This window comes from Bifidobacterium asteroides, assembly GCF_003202755.1.
Lineage (GTDB): Bacteria > Actinomycetota > Actinomycetes > Actinomycetales > Bifidobacteriaceae > Bombiscardovia > Bombiscardovia asteroides_F.
Genome location: NZ_QGLK01000001.1, coordinates 422,019 through 442,148 on the forward strand (window position 1 = coordinate 422,019; position 20,130 = coordinate 442,148).

Below are 20,130 nucleotides of genomic sequence, written 5' to 3' on the forward strand. Positions count from 1 at the left end.
GCGAATCCTTGGAGGCGGGCATGACCATCGCCAATACCGTATATCGTCATAGGGAGGGGCTGCCGCTGGTCCTGGTCCATGCTTTCCCTGTGGACCACCGCATGTGGGACCGGTGCGCGGCCTCGTTGATTGCGCAGGCGGATCGTGCGGGTATGACCCCCTTCCCTGTCTATGCTCCGGATATGCCGGGAGCAGGCGAATCTCCCCTGCCTGGGCCGGCTTTTTGTGGTCCGGAAGATTCCGATGGCGCCCTTCCCGGCGCATTGGATGCCATGGCTCAAGCCTTTGTGGGCATGATCGCCGCCACGGGAGCGCAGAAGGCCATCTGGGTCGGACTTTCCATGGGAGGTTATCTGGTCGAGGCTGTAGCAAGGCTTTATCCGCAGATGGTGGCCGGACTGGCCCTATGTGACACCACATTGATGGCTGACCGTCCGGCCTCTCGTGCCAACCGGCTGCAGATCGCCCGAACCTGTGAGGTGGAGGGAACACTTGATCCGGTCATGCACTTCGCCAGTCCCCAGGAGGGCGATTCCACGGTCAAGCGTTCTCCCGCCTTCGTGCAGACCATGACCGAATGGATACAGTCCCAGGATCCCAGGGGCATCGCTTGGCGGGAGCGGATGGCTGCAGGCCGTCCGGATCAGAGCGATCTGGTCGGCCGCATCAGAGTGCCCGTGGCCCTGGTCAGCGGCCGCTGCGATCCCTCCAGCCCCCCAAGCACCATGGAGCCGCTGGCCCAGACCATGCGTCAGGCCGGAACCGACGTTACTTTTACCGCCATTGACGACTGCGGCCACTTCAGCGCTGTCGAGCATCCAGATCAGGTGGCCACGGCCCTGCTGGACCTGGTTCGTCGCGTGGGGAGGCAGTCATGAGCGATTCTGGGACGGTCTTTTCCCCGCTGGCCCTTACCGGACCCCTGCCTTTTCTGCCCTTGGCTCAGGGGGATGTGGACTACGACACGGCGTCGCGTCAACAGCCCGGGTTGCTTGACCACCTGCTGGACCAGGACGGCACAGGCGTCATCCTGGTGCGGGGCGACAGGGTGGCCGTGCCCAGGGGCAAGGGTGCTTTGGCTGGCCGCACTGGGGCCAGCATCCGTCTGGCCACCCTGCCTGCTGCATATTTGCGAGGTCGTCTGGCGGGCTCGACGGACCAGCTCGAGCCGCCCTGCTACTACTTGGGGAGGGCCGACCAGCAGGCCTGGCTGGCCCTGGATCTGGATCTTGCCTGTGCTCGTGGGACTGTCCAGGTCCCTCTTCGTGACCTGGCTCAGGCCGCGGATCAGCGTTTTGACTGGCTTGCCCTGCGTGAGTATGCCCCTCATGGCCGTCCGCGTCAGGTGGGCCTGGCAACCTGTGCGGTCGCTTTGTCCGTATGGCATGGACGCCAGGCCTTCTGCCCTCGCTGTGGCGCACTGGTCCATCCTTGCCAGGCTGGATGGGCTCAGATCTGCCATGGGAATGCATCCGGGGACAAACACATACTCTTTCCCCGCATCGAGCCCGCAGTGATCATGGCCGTGGTGGACGGCCGTGATCGGCTTCTGCTCCAGCACAACCGGAAGTGGGCTCCTGGCTTTCGCTCGATCACTGCTGGATTCGTCGAGGCTGGGGAGAATCTGGAGCATGCAGTCCGGCGGGAGACCCTGGAAGAGGTGGGCCTGAACCTGGGGGAGATGCGGTACCTGGGTTCCCAGCCCTGGCCCTTCCCCTCATCGCTGATGGTGGCCTTCAGAGCCAGGTCCCTGAATACGAATATCCGGGTGGATGGTCAGGAGACTGATGAGGCCGACTGGTTCACACGGGAGGAATTCGGGGCTGCTCTGGCCTCGGGCCGGTTGCGCATACCCCAGGCGGCCAGTGTGGCCAGGTACATGATTGAGCAGTGGTACGGCAGCGAGCTCTGATTCATTGGAGTGGTGTTGTGCTTTCGGACCTGGTCTTGTCGTAAGATATTTCAAGGAACTGTCAGCAGCGAAAGGTGTGTTATGGCCATGGAGGGGCAAGAAGAGCCTCGTATCTATGATGTCGACCAGGCCGAAACTGTGACCATGCCGCCGACGACCGGCAACGGGCCCGACCCTGTGGACTTGTTCGCCGACGAACAAGCAGATCAGGCTTTCGGTGCTGGCGCAACCCATAAGACTCCTTCAAGCGGTCATCGAGGACGCACCATCCTGGCCCTGTTGCTTCTGGCTGTACTGATTCTCGTAGGCTGCTGGTTCGGTGTTCGTGCTTTCTTCCGCGACCGGGTGGCCCCTGGCGTCACCCTGGGAGGGCAGGTCATGATGGGCCGGACCAAGGACCAGGTCAGGCAGATCGTCGATCGACAGGTACGTGACTCCCAGGTGGAACTCAGAGGTGAAGGCACCACCGCTCGGGCGGGACTGAAGGATCTGGGGGTAAGCGTGGATTCGGATGCCACGGTTACCAAGATCATGAATGCCAAGGGCTCCGCAGGCCTCTCCCGGCTGAACCCCTTCCATGGCGAGTCGGTGCCGCTGGTGGCCGAGCAGGATCAGCTGGCTATGGACAAGTATCTGACAGAACGCTTCATTCCCCGCCAGGACCGGTCTGTTCCCTCCACCATTGTTTTCGATCAAGGTGCACACGCCTTCCGGGCCCAGGAGGGTCGCGGAGGCAAGGCGCCTGATCTGGGCCGCGTACAGGGTGCCGTCTCCTCCTTGATAGATAAGCCTGGTAGGCATCTGGCCGTAGGGTTGGTCTATAAGGACGTGACCATGCCCATCAGCCTGGACGCCGCCAATCAGGTGGCCTCTCAGGCCAACCAGCGACTGGCCAAGGACCTGGTCATCAAGGGTGCCGATGATGACCGCATGACCGTCCCGGCCGTCACTGTGGCCACCTGGGTCAAGCCAGTCACTGATCTGGACAAGGGGACCATGGAGTTGGGCTTCGATCGGCAGGCCATCAAGCAGTACCTGGACCAGGAGCTGGCTCGGCGGCTGGACCGGGATATGGTCACCGCTGTCAACGTCAAGAACACCAAGGGCGATGTGGTGGCCGAGACCACCAAGGGAGTGGACGGTGTCCGGGTCACGGATGTGTCCACCACGGCAGACTTGGTCGTCAAGGCTCTGGAAGAGGGCGACGCGAATCCGGTCCAGGCGAGCGCCGAGATCACACCCCACAAGGAGCAGACCCGAGTAGCACGCTACGACGTGCCCGACGGCGACATCTGGATTCAGGTCAACCTCAGCGATCAAACCGCCACCGCCTACCACGGCACCACCCAGGTCAAGACCTTTCCCATATGCTCAGGCAAGCCCCATGACGGGAATTGGTCCGACACCGGCACTTTCTTCATCAATGTGCGCTACGCGGTCCAGACCATGCGCGGGGATGACTACGTCTCGCCCAATGTCAAATGGGTCTCCTACTACAACGGCAGCGAGGGCTTCCACACGGCCAATTGGAACTATGGCGGCATTGCCAAGGGCGACCCTGCCCAATACGGATCTCATGGTTGCATCAACATGTATGAACAAGACGCCAAGTGGATCTTTGACAACGCCCCAATTGGGACCATGGTCAAGGTGGAGGGGCAGGTTCCGTCGGGCCCGGCCCGCTAGGAGCACCTGCCCCGGCAGACGGCCGAGTAGGCTGGAATCATGAGCGATGAATACAGTGATGGAACTTCCCGTCTGGATGTGCCCGAACACCTGCGATATTCGCAGGATCATGTCTGGATCGACCCCAGTCAGTCCCCGGCGCCAATGGGTGTGACCGAGTATGCGGCGGACCAGCTGGGAGACTTGGTTTTTCTGGACCTGCCCGAGACTGGTACCCACGTCGATGCTGGCGATGAGGTCATCGAGCTGGAGTCCTCCAAGGCTGTTGAGCCGGTGGTTTGCCCGGTGGCGGGCACCATCGCCTACGTCAACAGGGCAGCCTCGGACGATCCGGAAGTCATTAACTCCGACCCCTACGGGGAAGGCTGGATAGCCAAGATCGACCTGGAGGACGACGAGCCCGATCTGATGAGCGCCGAGGAGTATGGTCAGCTGCTGAAGAGCCTGAACTGACGGTCCAGTTATGACCAGGCGATTCGGTCGCAATGAAGGGCCCCTTCGGGTCCGACCGGTCAGCACCACCTTCGATTCAGCTGCGCCCGGGGAGGGCATCGAGAGCAGACCGGCTCCGGTGCGTCTGCTGAGGCGACTGTTGACCGGTGCTTTCGACCTATGGGTGGGGCTGTCCATTAATATGACCGGACGTCTGGGCTGGTCGGCCGACGTTCAACCCTATGTGGGCTACGGTACCGAGTCATACTCCCGGTTGATCTGCCGTACCATTCTTACCGACGGCCGCAGACGCGAGGATCCGGCCATTCGTGGCATTCGTGGCCTGCTGACTGTGCCCGCGCCCAGGACCAGGGTCAGGCTGGCGATCGACAGTACGGCTATCGGTAGGGTCCAGGTGGGTGATTCCTCGGTTTATGATGCCGTTGATCCCAGCCGCAGTCTGAGCGCGGATGCGGTCTTCTCCGACCGATCGGGCTACCTGGATCTGGTGGCTGAGCATCGGCTGACCCCAGGCGTGCACCGGGTCTCCTACCAGGTGCGGGGCCGCCGGCCCGTTGATGCGCCTCTGTACATTGTGCCCGGGCAGACTCCTGTCGGCGTCATTTCTGATGTGGACGACACCATCATGATCAGCCAGGTGCCCAATCATTGGAAGGCTGCCTGGAACCTGCTCCTGTCAGACCCCCACCGCCGGTCCTCGGTGCCGGGCATGGCCGTCCTTTACAACCGCATCCGCGACCTGGACCCCAGGATGCCCTTCTTCTATCTGTCAGCTTCGCCCTGGAATGTGGAGGGGTCCATACGTGGATTCATTCGTGACCATGGCTTTCCTGCCGGCCCCTTGTTGCTGCGGGATCTGGATCCCAGACCCAAGACTTTCGTTCCCTCCATCGTGCAGCACAAGATGGAGTTCATTCGTCAGCTGATGGCCGACTTTCCCGAGATGCGCTTCGTGCTCATGGGCGATGACGGGCAGAGCGACCCCTCCACCTTCGCCCAGGTGGTACGGCAATATCCGGGCCGGGTCCTGGCTATTGGCATCCGCCAGCTGAGCCCCCGGGAGACCGGACTGGGATCCTTGGTCAAGCGCACTGCCACACAGCCGATGCCAGTGACGGAGGTGCCGGTCTTCTTTGGGACCACGGGCGCCAACCTGATGCGAACCCTGCTACCCTATCTGCGTCGTCGCGCCAGAATATAATCGCTCCATGAGTTTTTCGGCCGTCAACTCCGCTCCTCCTCGTGCACAACGCCGTCCCACTGATCGATGCTTCCATGGTGATCACTTCGAGGATCCCTATGAGTGGATGCGCAACCGGGAGGATCCGGCCACCAAGGCTTATGTGCGTGATCAGAACCGATACTGCCAGGAACGGCTTGCCGGTCAGGAGGGTTTGCGGGCCACTTTGCTGAAGGAGTTTACCGACCGGGTACAGCAGACCGACATGTCGGTACCCACCCGGATGCATGGATACTGGTACTTCTCCCGAACGCTCAAGGGCCAGGAGTATGGGGTGCAGTGCCGCCTGCCGGTGCGTGACCAGGATGACTGGGACCCTCCTGCTGTCCAGGCTGATGCAGCGCCTGGGTCCATGCCGGGCGAGGAGGTCATCTTCGATGCCAACGCTGAGTCCAAAGGGCATGACTTTTTCTCCCTGGGATGCCTGGACCTGAGCGCCGACGGCCGGTGGATGCTCTATGGACTGGACACCAGGGGCAATGAGCGCTACGACCTGCGCATCCGGGATTTGGCCGAGAACCGAGACATGCCTGATCGGATCGACCAGGTCTCCTCCGGGGCGGTGCTGACCCCCGACGGCAGCTGGGTCTTCTATACCGGCCTGGACAAGGCCTGGCGTCCGGACACGGTCTGGAGGCATAAGGTGGGCACTTCGGCCGATCAGGATGTCATGGTCTACCAGGAGGACGATGAGCGCTTCTGGGTGGGGCTGGGCCTGAGCTACGACGAATCCGCCATGCTGATTGCCACCGGGTCCAAGACCACCAGCGAGGTGGTCATGCTGGACCTGAAGGATCCGCAGGGGGAGTTTGTGCCCTTGATCCCCCGCAAGGAGGGGGTCGAGTACGACATCAGCTTGGCCCGATTCGAAAATGCCGGTCCGGCGGGGGAGGACCTGCCGGTGGCCGTGGTCTACCACAATGTGAACAACCCCAACTTCGAGGTGGACCTGATCGATCTGCGCAGCCACCGTCCGCCATTTCAGCTAGGAGAAGGGGTACGGTTGGCCCAGGGCAGTCCATATGGCTGCGAGCGCTCCGGAGACCTGTCCTCCCTGCCACCCGAGAAGCCTTATCAGGACCCGGGTAATCCCGCCATCCTCCAGGGCGCTCGCGGACTAGGCATCGAGGGGTTGGGCATCCACCGCAGCTTCGTGGTCCTGACCTACCGGGCCGACAGCCTGCCCCACATGGCCGTTATCGCCAAGGATCAGGCATTGGAGGATTTGCGTGCTGGCCGACCCTGGCGCTTCCGCGAGGTCCTGTCCGACCAAGGGAGGGATGGCGTTGACCGTCTCTACAGCATCGGCCCCACGGACAACCCCTCCTACCAGGCCCCTGGGCTGCGCTACATACGGGGCAGCTATGGAACCCCAGCCGAATTGCGGGAGCTGGATCCGGTCCGGGGTGTGGATCGGCTGCTCAAGCGGGCTCGGGTTTTAGGCGACTTTAAACCCGAGCGTTACGCAGAGCGTCGAATTTTGGTCCGCGTCAGGGATGGGGCTCTGGTACCGGTTTCTCTGGTCTGGCGGTGGGGAATGCATCCGGGGCTGGATGCCTGTGGAAGGACCGGACTAGATGACACGATTATCCAGGCGCCTGATCATCCTGAACGCCGTCCCTGGCCGGACCAGGATCCGGACAGGCCTGCACCCATGTTCATCACCGGGTACGGAGCCTATGAGATCAGCCAGGACCCTGGCTTTTCCACCGGTCGGCTCAGCCTGCTTGACCGAGGCGTGCTCTACGCGGTCCCCCATGTACGCGGCGGCGGGGAGATGGGCCGCGCCTGGTACGAGCAGGGCCGTCGGCTGCACAAGGTCAACACTTTCCTGGACTTTATCGACGTGACCGCCGCTCTGCAGGCCCAAGGCTGGGCGGATCCCTGTCATACGGTGGCCAACGGCGGGTCGGCCGGCGGGCTGTTGATGGGGGCCGTGGCCAATATGGCCCCGCAGCTCTATGCCGGCATTGAGGCGGATGTGCCCTTCGTGGACGCGCTGACCAGCATCCTGGATCCGGACTTGCCACTGACCGTGACCGAATGGGACGAGTGGGGGGACCCCCTGCATGACCAGCAGGTCTACCAGTACATGCGTTCTTACTCACCCTACGAGAACGTTCCTGATGCTGATCGTCGGCGCCGACTTTTCGGCAGCGACCATTTCCCTGCCATCCTGGTGACCACGTCCATGAACGACACCCGCGTGCTCTACGTTGAGCCGCTCAAGTGGGTGGCCAGGCTGCAAGAGCCGCAGGTGGGGGCCGATGCGCTGATCAGAATCGAGGTCCAAGCAGGCCACGGGGGCATAAGCGGACGTTACCGGCAGTGGGAGGAACTGGCCTTCGAGAACGCCTGGTGCCTGTCTATCATGGTCCCCGAAAGCCGCTGATCCGGTCCTGTCCGGGATACGGTCAGGGTCGGGAAAGGGCCCTGGCAGGCTCGTTATGCTCGGGGTATGACAAATAGCAAGCAGAAAACATATCACATTGCGGTCATTGCCGGTGACGGCATCGGCAAGGAGATCGTTCCCCAGGCTCAAGCCGTCCTAGAAAAGGTGACCCGGGGTAAGGCTGATATCCGTTATGAGGACTTCGATCTGGGCGCTGAGCGTTACCTTCGTGATGGAGCCGTTCTGCCGGACGAGGATCTGGACAGGCTCAAACAGCAGGATGCCATCCTCCTGGGGGCCATTGGCGACCCCCGGATCAAGGCCGGCATCCTGGAGCGCGGACTGCTGCTTAAGATGCGTTTCGAACTGGATCAATACGTCAATCTGAGGCCTTCCAAGCTCTACAAGGGCGTGGTGTCGCCCTTGGCCAATCCGGGCGACATCGACTTCGTGGTCGTGCGTGAGGGCACTGAGGGGCTCTACGCCGGGGCCGGCGGCTCCATTCGCCGGGGCACTCCTCAGGAGGTGGCCACCGAGGTCTCCATCAACACGGCTTACGGGGCGGAACGGGTCATCCGCTATGCCTTCCAGCTGGCCATGAAGCGTCGCCGCCGCCTGACCCTGGTCCACAAGAAGAATGTGCTGACCAACGCGGGAGACATGTGGCAGCGGCTGGTCGACCAGGTGGGCGAGGAGTATCCCGACGTGGAGCGCGAGTACCTGCACATCGACGCATCCACCATATTCCTGGTGACTGAGCCCAGCCGCTTCGACGTGATCGTGACTGACAACCTCTTCGGCGACATCCTCACGGACGAGGCGGGAGCTGTAGTGGGGGGCGTGGGTTACTCGGCCTCCGGCTGCATCAACGCCTCGGGGACCTACCCATCCATGTTCGAGCCCATCCATGGGTCCGCCCCCGACATAGCTGGCAAGGGGATCGCCAACCCTACGGCGGCCATCCTCTCGGCGGGAATGCTTCTGGATCATCTGGGCCTTGAGGGTGAGGCGGCCAGCATCGAACGGGCCGTGGAGGACGATATCGAACGCTCCGGCTCCACCCAGCGGAGCACGGAGCAGATCGGCAAGGATATACTGGCCCGGCTGTAATCGGGCCGGATGGCGGCTAGACTGGAGTGCATGACTATGGATCATGCCCCTCAGCCGGAAGACCGGCAGTCTAGCGATACGCCGACAGGGAATCCTGGTTTCGGCCCCTCACCATCCCCGCAGGTACCGCCCGAACATCAGGTTTCTGCCGGTGGGAATGCACCTGCTGGAGCAGGGCAGCCGGGCCAGTCTGGTCCAGGTGCAGCAGACGGGCAGCGACAGAATCCAGACTGTCCTGCTGGCTATGATGCTGGTGGAGTGAATCAGAATCCGTATCAGACTGGTCAGTATTCCTCCGGACAAAACCCTTATGGCGGGTATCCAACTGGTCAGAGAGACAATGCCGGATACCCGTTTGCCCCTCAGAATGGCGGCCAATATCCAGGGGCCTATCAGGCAGGGCCCTACCGGCCTAATCAGTATCCGACCACCGGTTATTCAGCTGGTCAACAATACCCAACCGGCCAGCAATATCCTGCTGGACAGTATCCTGGCGGTCAGAATCCACAAAAGCTCTATCAGCCGGGATCGAGTTATCCCGGCCGGTATCCGGCTGGCCAATACCCACCAAGTGGGTACCCGGGCAATCAATACCCGATGGGCCAGTATCCCGGCAATCAGTATCCTGGCGGGCAGTATACGCCGCAGAGTTCCATGCCCTGGCCCTACCCGGGCATGCCCCAGGGCGGGTACCCCGGGGCAATGCCCAACGGCAGGGGAGCCTACCCGATATCGCCTACCCCGCATAGCAAGCTGGCAGCCGGTCTGCTCAGTATCTTTCTGGGCTGCTTTGGTGTGGGCAACTTCTACCTGGGCAGGACCGGCCGGGGCGTGGCTCAGCTTATGCTCACCCTGATTGGCTTCCTTTTCTTCTTCATTGGGCCGACCATCGCCATAATTTGGGGGCTAATCGAAGGCATTTTGATTCTGACATCCTCTTCCGGATCCTTTTGGCATCGTGACGCTCGCGGATGGGAGCTGACGGATTGAAGCCGGTCCGTCTGCGCGGCGTCGGGAAGCAGACGGGTGGCAAACTGGCGGCTGTAACCCTGACACTGGGCCAGGGATCCGACTCCCGTCCGTTCATCGACTCATGCAGGATCGACGGCGACTTCTTCACGGAGCCAGTCCCGACAGTAGCCCAGGAATCCGAAGGGGATCATGGGCCAGTATCCCGGTTGGAATCCGCAATCTGCGACATTTCGTTGCCCTTGGATCCTGATTTGGCTCTGGAAAGGCTGGGCAGGGTCATGGCGGACGGGGAGGGTCAGCGAGTAGTTGGCGTGTCCCCATGGACCCTGGTGATCGCGTTGGAGCGTGCTCTGCCGGCTGGGCTAGTCATCCACAGACAAGGGCGGTACGACCAACCGCCGTCACCTCCGGACCAGACCTCTTCCAGGCAGGTGCAGCCGGACGAGGCTGAATGCCTCCACCGTTGGTCTGGCCTGAAGCTGGACCTGATCAGGGACCGTCCACGTCAGCCGGTCATGCAGATGGCCATGGACCAGGCTCTCAATGACGCCGTGGCCCAGGGTCAGTTGCCGCCTACCCTGCGCATCTGGAACTGGGCGGCACCGGCGGTGATCCTAGGGCGCTTCCAGTCCCTGAGCCGGGAGATCCACGTCGAGCTGGCACGCAGTCTGGGCTTTACCCTGGTCCGCCGATGCACCGGAGGTGGGACCATGATCATTCAGCCCGACCGGGCCATTACTTATTCCCTCTATTTGCCCCTGGATTTCGTCAAGGAGATCGACCTGATCGACTCCTACCGTATCTGTGACTATTGGCTGGTTCGTGGTCTGCGCATGCAAGGGATTCAGGCCGGCTGGCAGGGTATGAATGACATCGCCTCCCCGCGGGGCAAGATGGGGGGCGCCGCCCAGCGCAGGCTGCCAGCAGGTTCCCGCGGACCGGGCGGGCTGCTCCACCACACCACGCTCTCTTATTCTGTGGATGCTGATCTGATGGCACAGGTGCTCAATGTGGACCCGGAGAAGTTCCATGACAAGGCTGTGACCTCGGTCAGAAGTCGGGTGGATCCCATCGACAGGCAGACCAATCTGTCCCGTCAATCCTTGATCGATGCTCTTCTGGATACCCTGCCCTCCCTGGTAGAGGATCTGCGCACATCCAGTCCTGCGCCTGAGGTTGAGCAACGGGCCCGCACCCTGGCCAGGCGGCGCTACGGCCGTGAGGAATGGACCGCCCAGATCTCCTGACCAGGCGAGGGGGTTGATGCGTGTGGGTATAATCGTGCTCAGTCGCGTCGAACCCGGCGTGAGGTCATCAACCATGCGTGAGTCGGTGCAGACCCGCCAGACATGGCGAAAAGGAGTGCGGAGTATGGCGGTTCACAAGCCCAATGAGATTCCCGATGATGGGAACGCCCTCAGGCAGACCGCCCTATTCAAACAAGTTCCCAGGCAGGATGCCGATCAGCTTTTGGACACCATGCATGAGTCCACGTTCGCCAAGGGTTCCACTGTCTTTCGACAGGGGGACACCGATCACCACATGTATCTGCTGGAGGAGGGCCGGGTCAAACTGGTCCGCCAGTCGCCCGACCGCCGAATCCAGCTGCTCAGCATCCATGGGCGCGGGGAGATCCTGGGAGAGATTCCCGTCTTTGACCCTTCCGGCGGGCCGCGCACAGCCTCGGCCGTGGTCATGGTCAACAAGACCAAGGTGGCGGCTCTGGACCACGATACCCTCTTCGACTGGCTCAACCAGCATCCCAAGGTGGCTGTGGACATGCTTCAGGTGCTGGCCCACCGCCTGCGGACCGACAACGAGCGTATCTCCGACCTGGTCTTCTTGGACGTGCCTGCCCGCCTGGCCAAAACCTTGTTGGATCTGGCCACACGCTTCGGCGAACCCTTCGAGCAAGGGTTGATGGTTCCTTACGATCTGACTCAGGAAGAGCTGGCACAGCTGGTTGGCGCCTCACGGGAGACTGTCAACAAGGCCCTGATGGACTTCTCCAACCGGGGATGGATCTCTCGTAAGGGCCGCACCATCATCATTTTCCAGCCGGGACCGCTAATTCGACGCTCGCGCATGTGAACGCCACTGCTCGGTAGAGCCGACGGCCTAGGATGGAGACCATGCCCGAACAAAAGAAATCCATGTCGGTTAGGCGCTTCTTCACGCTGCTGCTGGCTTACCTCATCTTCTGCGTCGCAGGTGGCGTGGTCGTCTCTGGTTTCCTGTTTCCCGCTGTCTTCGGTATCAACGCCGCCTCCAGGAATCTGATGCCTGCCCTGAAGACGGACAACATCGACTTCAATGTCAACGATCTGCCCCAGCAGTCCCGCCTCTACGCCTCAGACGGGCATACAGTCATCGCCACATTCTATGCACAGAACAGGATCGTGGTGCCTATCAAGGATGTCTCCGACTACATGCAGAAGGCTGTAGTAGCCCGCGAGGATCGCCGTTTCTTCGAGCATGCCGGCGTGGACACCCAGGGCGTGCTCAGGGCCTTCATCCAGACCTACATCAAACAGGGCGACACCCAGGGCGGTTCCTCCCTGACGCAGCAGTATGTCAAGAATGTGCTCATGAGCCAGGCTGAGGAGAACAACGACCCCATCGCCGAGTACCACGCCCAGGAGGAGACCATAGCCCGCAAGATGCGAGAGATGCTGATTGCGGTGCAGATGGAGAAGAAGTACTCGAAGGCTGAAATTCTTCAAGGGTATTTGAACATCGCCCAGTTCGGCACCAACGTCTACGGGGTCGAGTCGGCAGCCAGGCGCTACTTCAGCAAGTCGGCCAAGGACCTGGACCCGGGCGAGGCCGCCACCATCGCCGCCGTGACCAAGAATCCCGCCCGTTTTGACCCCACCGTCAATGTCAAGGCCTCCCAGGAGCAGCGGGACATCGTCCTGGATCTGATGCGCCAGGAGAACTACATCACCCAGCGCCAATATGACGAAAATAAGGCCAAGCCTCTGGATCGGATGCTCCATGTGCAGTCGGTCGATGCCGGTTGTCAGGCGGCTGGAGACGCAGCCTTCTTCTGTGATTATGTGACCAAGCAGATCCTTAACTCCAAGGAGTTCGGCAAGAGCCAGGAGGAGCGGAACAAGCTCCTTAAGGAGGGTGGCCTGGATATCTACACCACTATGGATGTCAACGCCAACGCCGCAGCCATGAAGGCTGCCCGGGACACCATCCCCGTGGATGATCGAAGCGGCTTCGAAGTCACGATAGCCTCCATCCGCCCAGGTACCGGCGAGGTCCTGGGCTTCGGTATCAACCGCATCTACGATGCCACCCAGAATTCGGGAGGCGGCACACGCACGGCCATCAACTATGCCGTGGATCAGGTCGACGGCGGCGGCTGGGGATTCCCAGTGGGATCCACCTGGAAACCCATCAACCTGGTGTCTTGGATGAAGGCCGGCAAATCCATCAATCAGTCCCTGCGCACCTCCACCAGTTACCCGCAGACCTCCTTCGCCTGCAAGATGGCGGACGGCACCCCCTACGGGTTCGGTACCGCCAGCTGGCATGTGGAGAACTCGGGCGGCGGCACCACCTCGCCGGAGACCCCCCTGCAGGGTCTGGTGCGCTCACACAACACCACCCAAGCCTCCATGGCCCAGCAGATCGGTCTGTGCACCATAGCCGATACGGCCAAGGACATGGGCTACCACAATTCGCCCAAGGATCAGATGGACATCCACTCGGTCAATACCTTCCAGCCGCCTATGGTCATCGGTGCGGTCCAGGCTTCCCCGCTGACCATGGCCAACGTCTACGCCACCATCGCCGCCAAGGGAGTGGCATGCAGCCCCATAGCCATGACCAAGGTGATTGACAAGAACGGTAAGTCCGTCAAGGTACCCAAGGCCAACTGCCATCAGGCCATCGATCCGGGTATCGCCGAGACTACCGCCTATGCACTCAACCAGGGCGTTGTCCAGCCAGGAGGCGAGGCGTCCACGACCCAGCTGGACGGGGGACGCAAGACCTTCGCCAAGACCGGCACCCACGAGGACAAGTACATGCTGACTGGCGGATTCGTGCCCCAGGTGGCTGCATTCGTCACCGTGGGCAATGCGGAGGGTCAGGTCTCCTTCACCAACAGGACCATCAACGGAAGGTCCATGCACACCTGGTATGGCATGTATATTGCCACTCCGGCCTGGAAGGACTTCATGAATACCTACCTGGCCGCAGCCAATATCCAGCCGGACAACTCCTACGGCAATCCCGATCCCCGGTTCACCGGCGGAGTCCAGCAGCTTCAGCCGTCCCAGCAACGGTCCACGGGCAGACAGCGGCAGACCTATCGTCAAGGGCAAGGGGGACAACAAGGGAATCAAGCGACCAGTCCGGACCAATCACAGACGGTGAATTCTCCAGAGGACTAGGGCCTGTGCCTACAATAGAGACCATTAGGGATTCGTCGACGGGCGGACCAGGAGGGGTACGGTCGCCCGTCGGGAGAGGCAGGAACTGATGGTCCAGGAATATTCAGAGCTGGATGACAAGGCCCCTCGGGCCGACGGCCGGGTCAATGTGGATCAGGCAATGCCGGGGCCGGTAAGTGGCTCTGGCAGGTTGGATGTGTCCAAACCGATCTGGTCCTCAGGGTCGGATAGTGCTGACGAAAAGAAGAAAACTGGCAAGGCTGCCAAGGGGATCAAATCGTCCAAGAAGGCCAAAAGAGTCAAAAAGGCCCGGAAAGCAAAATCAGGAAAAAAGCGGGAGATGGTGCTGCCTGCGCTCTTCCAGCCCATGGAACTGCGCGACCAGCATATCCGCAACAGGATTTGGTTGCCGCCCATGGACACCTATTCGGTCCTGCGGCACGACGGAGTTCCTACCAACTTCCACTATCAGCACTATGTGTCTCGTGCCCTGGGTGGCTTCGGAGTCGTTATCGGTGAGGCCACGGCTGTAAATCCCCAGGGGCGGATCTCACCCTGCGATGTAGGGCTGTGGAACGACGAACAGACCAGGGCCTGGCAGGGCATCGTCCGGGATGTCAAGGCCGCTGGAGCGGTTCCTGTCGTCCAGCTCAATCACTCGGGGCGCAAGGGCTCTTCCGGGTGCTCTTCCATGGGCTATATCAACGCCACTGTACCCGTGGCTGAGGGCGGCTGGCAGCCCGTAGGTCCCAGCCCCATCGCCTTCGGGAAGATGGCTGTCCCGGTCCAGCTTTCGCGGGCTCAGATAGCTTCCATTGTGGCTGACTTCCGCTCTGCCGCCGTTCGAGCCGTCCAGGCCGGCTTCCTGGGAGTGGAGCTGCATGCCGCTCACGGTTACCTGCTCTCCCAATTCCTTGATCCCCTGATCAACCGACGCAATGATGAGTACGGGGGCGACCTGTCCGGCAGGATGCGTCTGCTGATTCAGGTGACCGATGCCGTGCGCGAGGTCATTCCCTCGGGCATGCCCCTGCTGGTGCGCATTTCCGCCACCGACTGGGCCACTGGCGGATGGGGCCTGGACGAGACCATCCGTACTGCCAAGGTGCTCAAGCTGCACGGTGTGGACCTGATTGACGTTTCCACTGGAGGTCTGGTGCCAGGTGTGGAGATTCCTGCCGCTCCCAACTATCAGGTGCCCTTCTCATATCAGGTGCGGAGCCAAGTGCTGATTCCCACTACGGCGGTGGGGCTGATCACCAAGCCCAGGCAAGCCGACCGGATTGTACGCAAGGGCTTGGCCGACGCGGTCGAAATCGGCCGAGCCAGTCTGCGCGACCCCTACTGGCCGCTCAGGGCCGCCTACAAACTGGGGCTGTCCGCTCAGCAGACCCCCTATCCTGAGCCTTACCGGCGCGGGGCCTACGGCATCGCCCGCTAAGAGCAGCCATGGAAGCTGTTCGCGGCGGAGCGGGGACCATTGTGGTCATGCCCACCTATCAGGAGGCCGACAACATCGGGGTGACCCTTCCTCAGCTACTGGCCTGTTGCCCCGAAGTCGATGTCCTGGTCGTCGACGACGACTCGCCGGACGGTACCGGCGCCATTGCCGAGGATATGGCCAGGCGCAATCCTCGCGTCCATGTCATTCATCGCCATTCCCGCCGTGGGCTGGGTCCAGCCTACGTGCAGGGGTTCCGTTGGTCGCTGGAGCAAGGTTATGACCTGATTTGCGAGATGGACATGGACGGCTCCCATAGGCCCAAGGATCTGGCCAGAATGCTATCTGTGGCCCGAGGTGATGCACATCCGGGTTTGGTCATCGGCTCGCGCCGGGTGCGCGGAGGCCGAACGCAACATTGGCCCTGGTATCGGGATCTGATATCGCGTGCGGGATCCTGGTATGCCCGCACTGCTTTGGGGTCATCCGTGCGGGATATGACCGCCGGCTTGCGGGTCTATCGAGCGGACGCGCTCAGGCGGATCGATCTGGGAAGGGTCCGATCCAGCGGTTACGTCTTTCAGGTGGATATGCTGCGTCGAGTCCAGGCCATGGGCCTGAGCGTAGTCGAAGTCCCTATAGTTTTCGTGGAGCGGGTTCGCGGCAGCTCGAAGATGGATGCCGGGATTGTTCTGGAGGCCATGGCCCAGGTGACTCTGTGGGGACTTGAACGGCTGCCCCGTCGAACTTGACATTGGGTTATATTCGTGTTCGCTTTTATAAGCGACCTTGCAGGCCTTTGTTGAAGTCTTGAAAACAGACTTCACCTTGGCTGACAGATTTCTGTAATAGCCGCGGCAGGCCTCTGGTATATGGAAGAATGGTCCGGTTATCTAAGAAATACCGATTTTTGGCCGTTGCTTTTGAGCAGCGACCGTAGACTAAAGGTCGGTTTGCCAATTTGGGCGAATGTGTGCGATAATGTTCGAATGATATCGTCACAACGCCAACACCTGATACTGAACCGGTTGCGTACTCGTGGCGCAGTCCGCATAACCGCCCTCTCCAAGGAGCTGGGCGTTTCCGCCATGACCATCCGCCGGGACATTGCCGACCTGGCGGACAAGGGCCTGCTCAAAAGGGTCCACGGAGGGGCCGTCACCACCAGCTCGCTTCTGGCTGAGCCGCTCTTCTCGGTCAAGTCACAGATGGACATGGGTCTCAAGGACACCATCGCCCGTCGCGCCATCGACTATGTCTCACCGGGCGACGTCATCGCCATCGGCGGCGGGACTACGGCCTACGTATTCGCCCAGCATCTGCTGGAGAGTCGTCAGTGCGCCGGCGTGACCCTGCTGACCAATTCCATACCCGTGGCCGAACTGGTTCAGGCCATGGAGAGCAAGGACGTGGAGGTCATCGTCACCGGCGGCGTCATCACCCGGTCCAACTCCCTGGTCGGCCCCATTGCAGACAAGGTCATCGCCTCCCTGCGGGTCAACACGGTCTTTCTGGGTACCCACTCGGTCTCCATACCCCGCGGCTTCCTCATGCCCAACTCCCTGGAGGCGGCTACGGATATGGCATTGATGGACATCGCCGATCGGACCATCATTCTGACCGACCACACCAAGTGGAGCTGCACCTCCCTGTCCTTGTTTGCCTCCTTCGACCAGGTGGACACCGTCATCACCGACGACCAGTTGGATCATGAGTCGGCCGAGGCCACCCGGTCCCTGGTCAAGCGGCTGGTTCTGGTGCCGGTCAACCCCGAGGAAGGCCAGGCTCATGACGGGTCCTCCGGCGGGTCCGGGCCTGAGGCCGGGGACGCGGACCATGCCGGATGAGCAAGCAGCCACCCAAGGATGCGCCGGTTGCCATAGCGGGTTGCCATGGATTGTCAATCATCACGGACGATGAAGGAGCAGCATGAAGTCAGAGCAGTATGTCCCCCAGCGGTATGTTCCCGGCGACTACGCCAGAGAGCACATTCGCATCACCCCCACCAGGCTGGCCGACGGACGTCGGTTCTTCTACCTGGATGATGATCCCGAGTACGTCTCCGGTCGCAGGACCAGGCGCCTGGACGATCCTCGTCCGTTGACCGACCGCTTTGCTCCCCATCAGGATCAGGAGGGCAGGACGGTGCCCTTCCAACCGCCGCAGATGCGCCGGGATCCTCTGACTGGAGACTGGATCCCCATGGCCACAGCCCGGATGAACCGGCCCATCACTGCCGGCCCGCAGGCCACCGCCAAGGGTAACCCCCTGGCCGCCAGAAAGCCTGGAGATCCCTACCAAGATGGAGAGATTCCCGATGTGGACTACAACGTGGCAGTCTTCGAGAACCGCTTCCCCTCCATGATGCAGGTGCCCAATACGCAGGCGGTCGACCAGTCCTCCCTGGTGGACGGTAACCCCTTATGGCCGGTGCGCGAGGCCAACGGACGCTGCGAGGTGGTCTGCTTCGATCCTGACGAGCACGCACTCCCTGCCGATCTGCCGGTCTCCCGTCTGCGGACGGTGGTGGAAGCCTGGGCCTTCCGGACTGCGGAGATCTCGGCCATGGAGGGCATCGAACAGATCTTTCCCTTCGAGAACCACGGCCAGGAGATCGGCGTTTCGCTGGCCCATCCCCATGGACAAATCTACTGCTATCCCTTCATCGCACCCCGGCTGGAGCAGGAGTTGAGGCAGTGCGCCGACTACAAGGAACGCACCGGCGGCAACCTCCTGGCGGACATTCTCAAGGCTGAGCTGGACTCCGGTCGACGTGTCGTCTTCCGCAACGCCACCTGGGTGGCCTATGTGCCCGCCGCTGCCCGCTGGCCCCTGGAAGTCCACATGGCCCCTGTGCGCGACGGGATCCTGAGCCTGGACCAGTTGAACGACCAGGAGCGCTGGGATTTGGCTGTCATGTATTCTACTCTGCTCAAGCGGGGCAACGCCTTCTTCGACAAGGGCGACGGCAAGGGGATGGACCTGCCTTACATCGCCGCCTGGCATCAGGCCCCGCTGCACGATTCGCGACGGGAGGACTACCGGCTCAACCTGCAGTTCTTCTCCTTCCGTCGTGCCGTGGACAAAATCAAGTATCTTGCCGGGTCTGAGTCGGGCATGGCCGCCTGGGTTTCAGACACCACCCCCGAGCGGATTGCCGACCGTTTCCGCCAGCTGGGGCCCTTGGATCTGGAGAAGGGAGAGAATCAATGACGACCACAGTCGAATTCATACAGCCCTGGACCCAGGGTGCTGACGGCCAAGGGGCCACCAAGGCCCGAGAGCTCTTCCAAAAGGTCTATGGCTTGGATCCCCAGGGCGTCTGGAGCGCCCCCGGTAGGGTTAATCTCATTGGCGAGCACACGGATTACAACGCCGGTCTCTGCCTGCCCATCGCCCTGCCCAATCGTACCTATGTGGCTGCAAGCCCCAGGACGGACAGCCGGGTCCGTCTGGTCTCCAGCATGGATCCGGAGAATCCGGTCCAGGCTGACTTGGATGGTCTTCAGGCCCGGGAAGTGAGCGGCTGGGCAGCCTATCCGGTCGGCGTGGCCTGGGCCCTGCAGCGGGATGGCTTCCCCCAGGTTCGAGGGTTCGATCTGGCCCTGGCCTCCTGCGTGCCGGTGGGATCCGGGTTGAGCTCCTCGGCGGCCATGACCTGTGCCGTGGCTCTGGCCCTGGATGATCTGTTCGGTCTGGGACTGGGTGGTGACGAGGCTGGCCGGGTCAGACTGATCCAGGCCGCAATCACTGCGGAGAACGATATGGCCGGAGCCTCCACCGGTGGCATGGATCAGAGCGCTGCCATGCGGTGTCGATCCGGCTGCGCCCTGCGGTTGGACTGCCGGCCGGAACTGGACGCCATGAGCAATGTGCGGCAGGTCCCCTTCGACCTGCAGGCTGCGGGCCTGGAGCTGTTGGTCGTCGACACCAGGGCCCAGCACCAGCTCAACGATGGCCAATACGATCAGCGGCGGGCCGCCTGCGAGCAGGCTGCGCATCTGCTGGGGGTGGCCAACCTGCGCCAGGTGGCAGACCAGGTCAATGGGGCTGCAGATCGCCCGTCCGCCCTGGTTGCCCTGCTGGAGCAGCTGCCCGATGAGACCATGCGTCGGCGGGTCCGCCACGTGGTCAGCGAGATAGGACGGGTGGACCGCTTCGTCGAGGCTTTCGGCAGAGGCGATTACGTCCTGGCCGGCCGTCTGATCAATGCCTCCCATGACTCCCTTAGGGACGACTACGAGGTCACCTGCCCGGAGCTGGATGAGGCCGTGGACGCAGCACGCCAGGGCGGGGCCTACGGAGCTCGCATGACCGGCGGCGGATTCGGCGGATCCATCATCGCCCTGGCTGACGCAGGCAAGGGTTCCGATCTTGCCCGTGACATCGCCGAACGATTCGCCTCCAAGGGATTCAAGGCCCCCAGGGCCCTGATCGCCCTGCCATCCTCGGCGGCTGCGCGCGAATCGTGAACCCAGACTGCAGACCTCTACGACCCCGCTTCTCCCGGCGCTC

16 protein-coding genes are annotated in these 20,130 nt (G+C 62.0%); all 16 read left to right on the plus strand.

The genetic code is table 11. The annotated features are described in order from the left end of the window. Positions 1-20: 20 nt before the first annotated feature. The gene (locus tag DKK74_RS01625; RefSeq protein ID WP_110412811.1) at positions 21-878 is read left to right on the plus strand and encodes an alpha/beta fold hydrolase; all 858 of its coding nucleotides are present in this window, start codon (positions 21-23) and stop codon (positions 876-878) included. Then, on the plus strand, positions 875-1,912 hold the full coding sequence (nudC, locus tag DKK74_RS01630) for an NAD(+) diphosphatase (RefSeq protein WP_110412467.1): 1,038 nt from the start codon (positions 875-877) through the stop codon (positions 1,910-1,912). Before DKK74_RS01625 ends, nudC begins: the two co-directional genes overlap by 4 nt. Positions 1,913-1,993: 81 nt before the next feature. Continuing rightward, a complete protein-coding gene (locus DKK74_RS01635; RefSeq protein WP_110412468.1) occupies positions 1,994-3,598 on the plus strand; it encodes a L,D-transpeptidase family protein in 1,605 nt (534 codons plus the stop codon). A gap of 39 nt (positions 3,599-3,637) precedes the next feature. Beyond that, a complete protein-coding gene (gene gcvH / locus DKK74_RS01640; protein ID WP_110412469.1) occupies positions 3,638-4,051 on the plus strand; it encodes a glycine cleavage system protein GcvH in 414 nt (137 codons plus the stop codon). Between the two features lie 10 nt (positions 4,052-4,061). Continuing rightward, positions 4,062-5,252: an App1 family protein gene (locus DKK74_RS01645; protein WP_110412470.1), complete on the plus strand. Its 1,191-nt coding sequence runs from the start codon at positions 4,062-4,064 to the stop codon at positions 5,250-5,252. 7 nt (positions 5,253-5,259) lie between these two features. Continuing rightward, complete coding sequence (locus DKK74_RS01650; protein WP_110412471.1) at positions 5,260-7,683, plus strand: S9 family peptidase; 2,424 nt, start codon at positions 5,260-5,262, stop codon at positions 7,681-7,683. A 66-nt stretch (positions 7,684-7,749) separates the two neighbouring features. Then, positions 7,750-8,793 carry a 3-isopropylmalate dehydrogenase gene (locus DKK74_RS01655; protein ID WP_110412472.1) on the plus strand — a complete coding sequence of 348 codons (1,044 nt, stop codon included), beginning with the start codon at positions 7,750-7,752 and terminating at the stop codon, positions 8,791-8,793. Between the two features lie 597 nt (positions 8,794-9,390). Beyond that, entirely contained in the window at positions 9,391-9,783 is a 393-nt protein-coding gene (locus tag DKK74_RS08795; RefSeq protein WP_258334405.1) for a TM2 domain-containing protein, read from the plus strand. Beyond that, a complete protein-coding gene (locus DKK74_RS01665) occupies positions 9,765-11,012 on the plus strand; it encodes a lipoate--protein ligase family protein (protein ID WP_110412473.1) in 1,248 nt (415 codons plus the stop codon). The genes DKK74_RS08795 and DKK74_RS01665 overlap by 19 nt, the downstream gene beginning before the upstream one ends. A 124-nt stretch (positions 11,013-11,136) precedes the next feature. After that, positions 11,137-11,856: a Crp/Fnr family transcriptional regulator gene (locus DKK74_RS01670; RefSeq protein ID WP_110412474.1), complete on the plus strand. Its 720-nt coding sequence runs from the start codon at positions 11,137-11,139 to the stop codon at positions 11,854-11,856. A 41-nt stretch (positions 11,857-11,897) separates the two neighbouring features. After that, entirely contained in the window at positions 11,898-14,174 is a 2,277-nt protein-coding gene (locus DKK74_RS01675; RefSeq protein WP_258334406.1) for a transglycosylase domain-containing protein, read from the plus strand. 88 nt (positions 14,175-14,262) lie between these two features. Further along, on the plus strand, positions 14,263-15,615 hold the full coding sequence (locus tag DKK74_RS01680) for an NADH:flavin oxidoreductase/NADH oxidase (protein WP_110412475.1): 1,353 nt from the start codon (positions 14,263-14,265) through the stop codon (positions 15,613-15,615). Positions 15,616-15,623: 8 nt separating this feature from the next. Then, entirely contained in the window at positions 15,624-16,367 is a 744-nt protein-coding gene (locus tag DKK74_RS01685) for a polyprenol monophosphomannose synthase (RefSeq protein ID WP_110412476.1), read from the plus strand. 219 nt (positions 16,368-16,586) lie between these two features. Continuing rightward, entirely contained in the window at positions 16,587-17,462 is an 876-nt protein-coding gene (locus DKK74_RS01690; RefSeq protein ID WP_254476886.1) for a DeoR/GlpR family DNA-binding transcription regulator, read from the plus strand. 82 nt (positions 17,463-17,544) lie between these two features. Beyond that, positions 17,545-18,828, plus strand: a complete 1,284-nt coding sequence (gene galT, locus DKK74_RS01695) for a galactose-1-phosphate uridylyltransferase (protein ID WP_110412478.1) — start codon at positions 17,545-17,547, stop codon at positions 18,826-18,828. Next, positions 18,825-20,087, plus strand: a complete 1,263-nt coding sequence (galK, locus tag DKK74_RS01700) for a galactokinase (protein ID WP_110412479.1) — start codon at positions 18,825-18,827, stop codon at positions 20,085-20,087. The genes galT and galK overlap by 4 nt, the downstream gene beginning before the upstream one ends. Positions 20,088-20,130 lie beyond the last annotated feature (43 nt).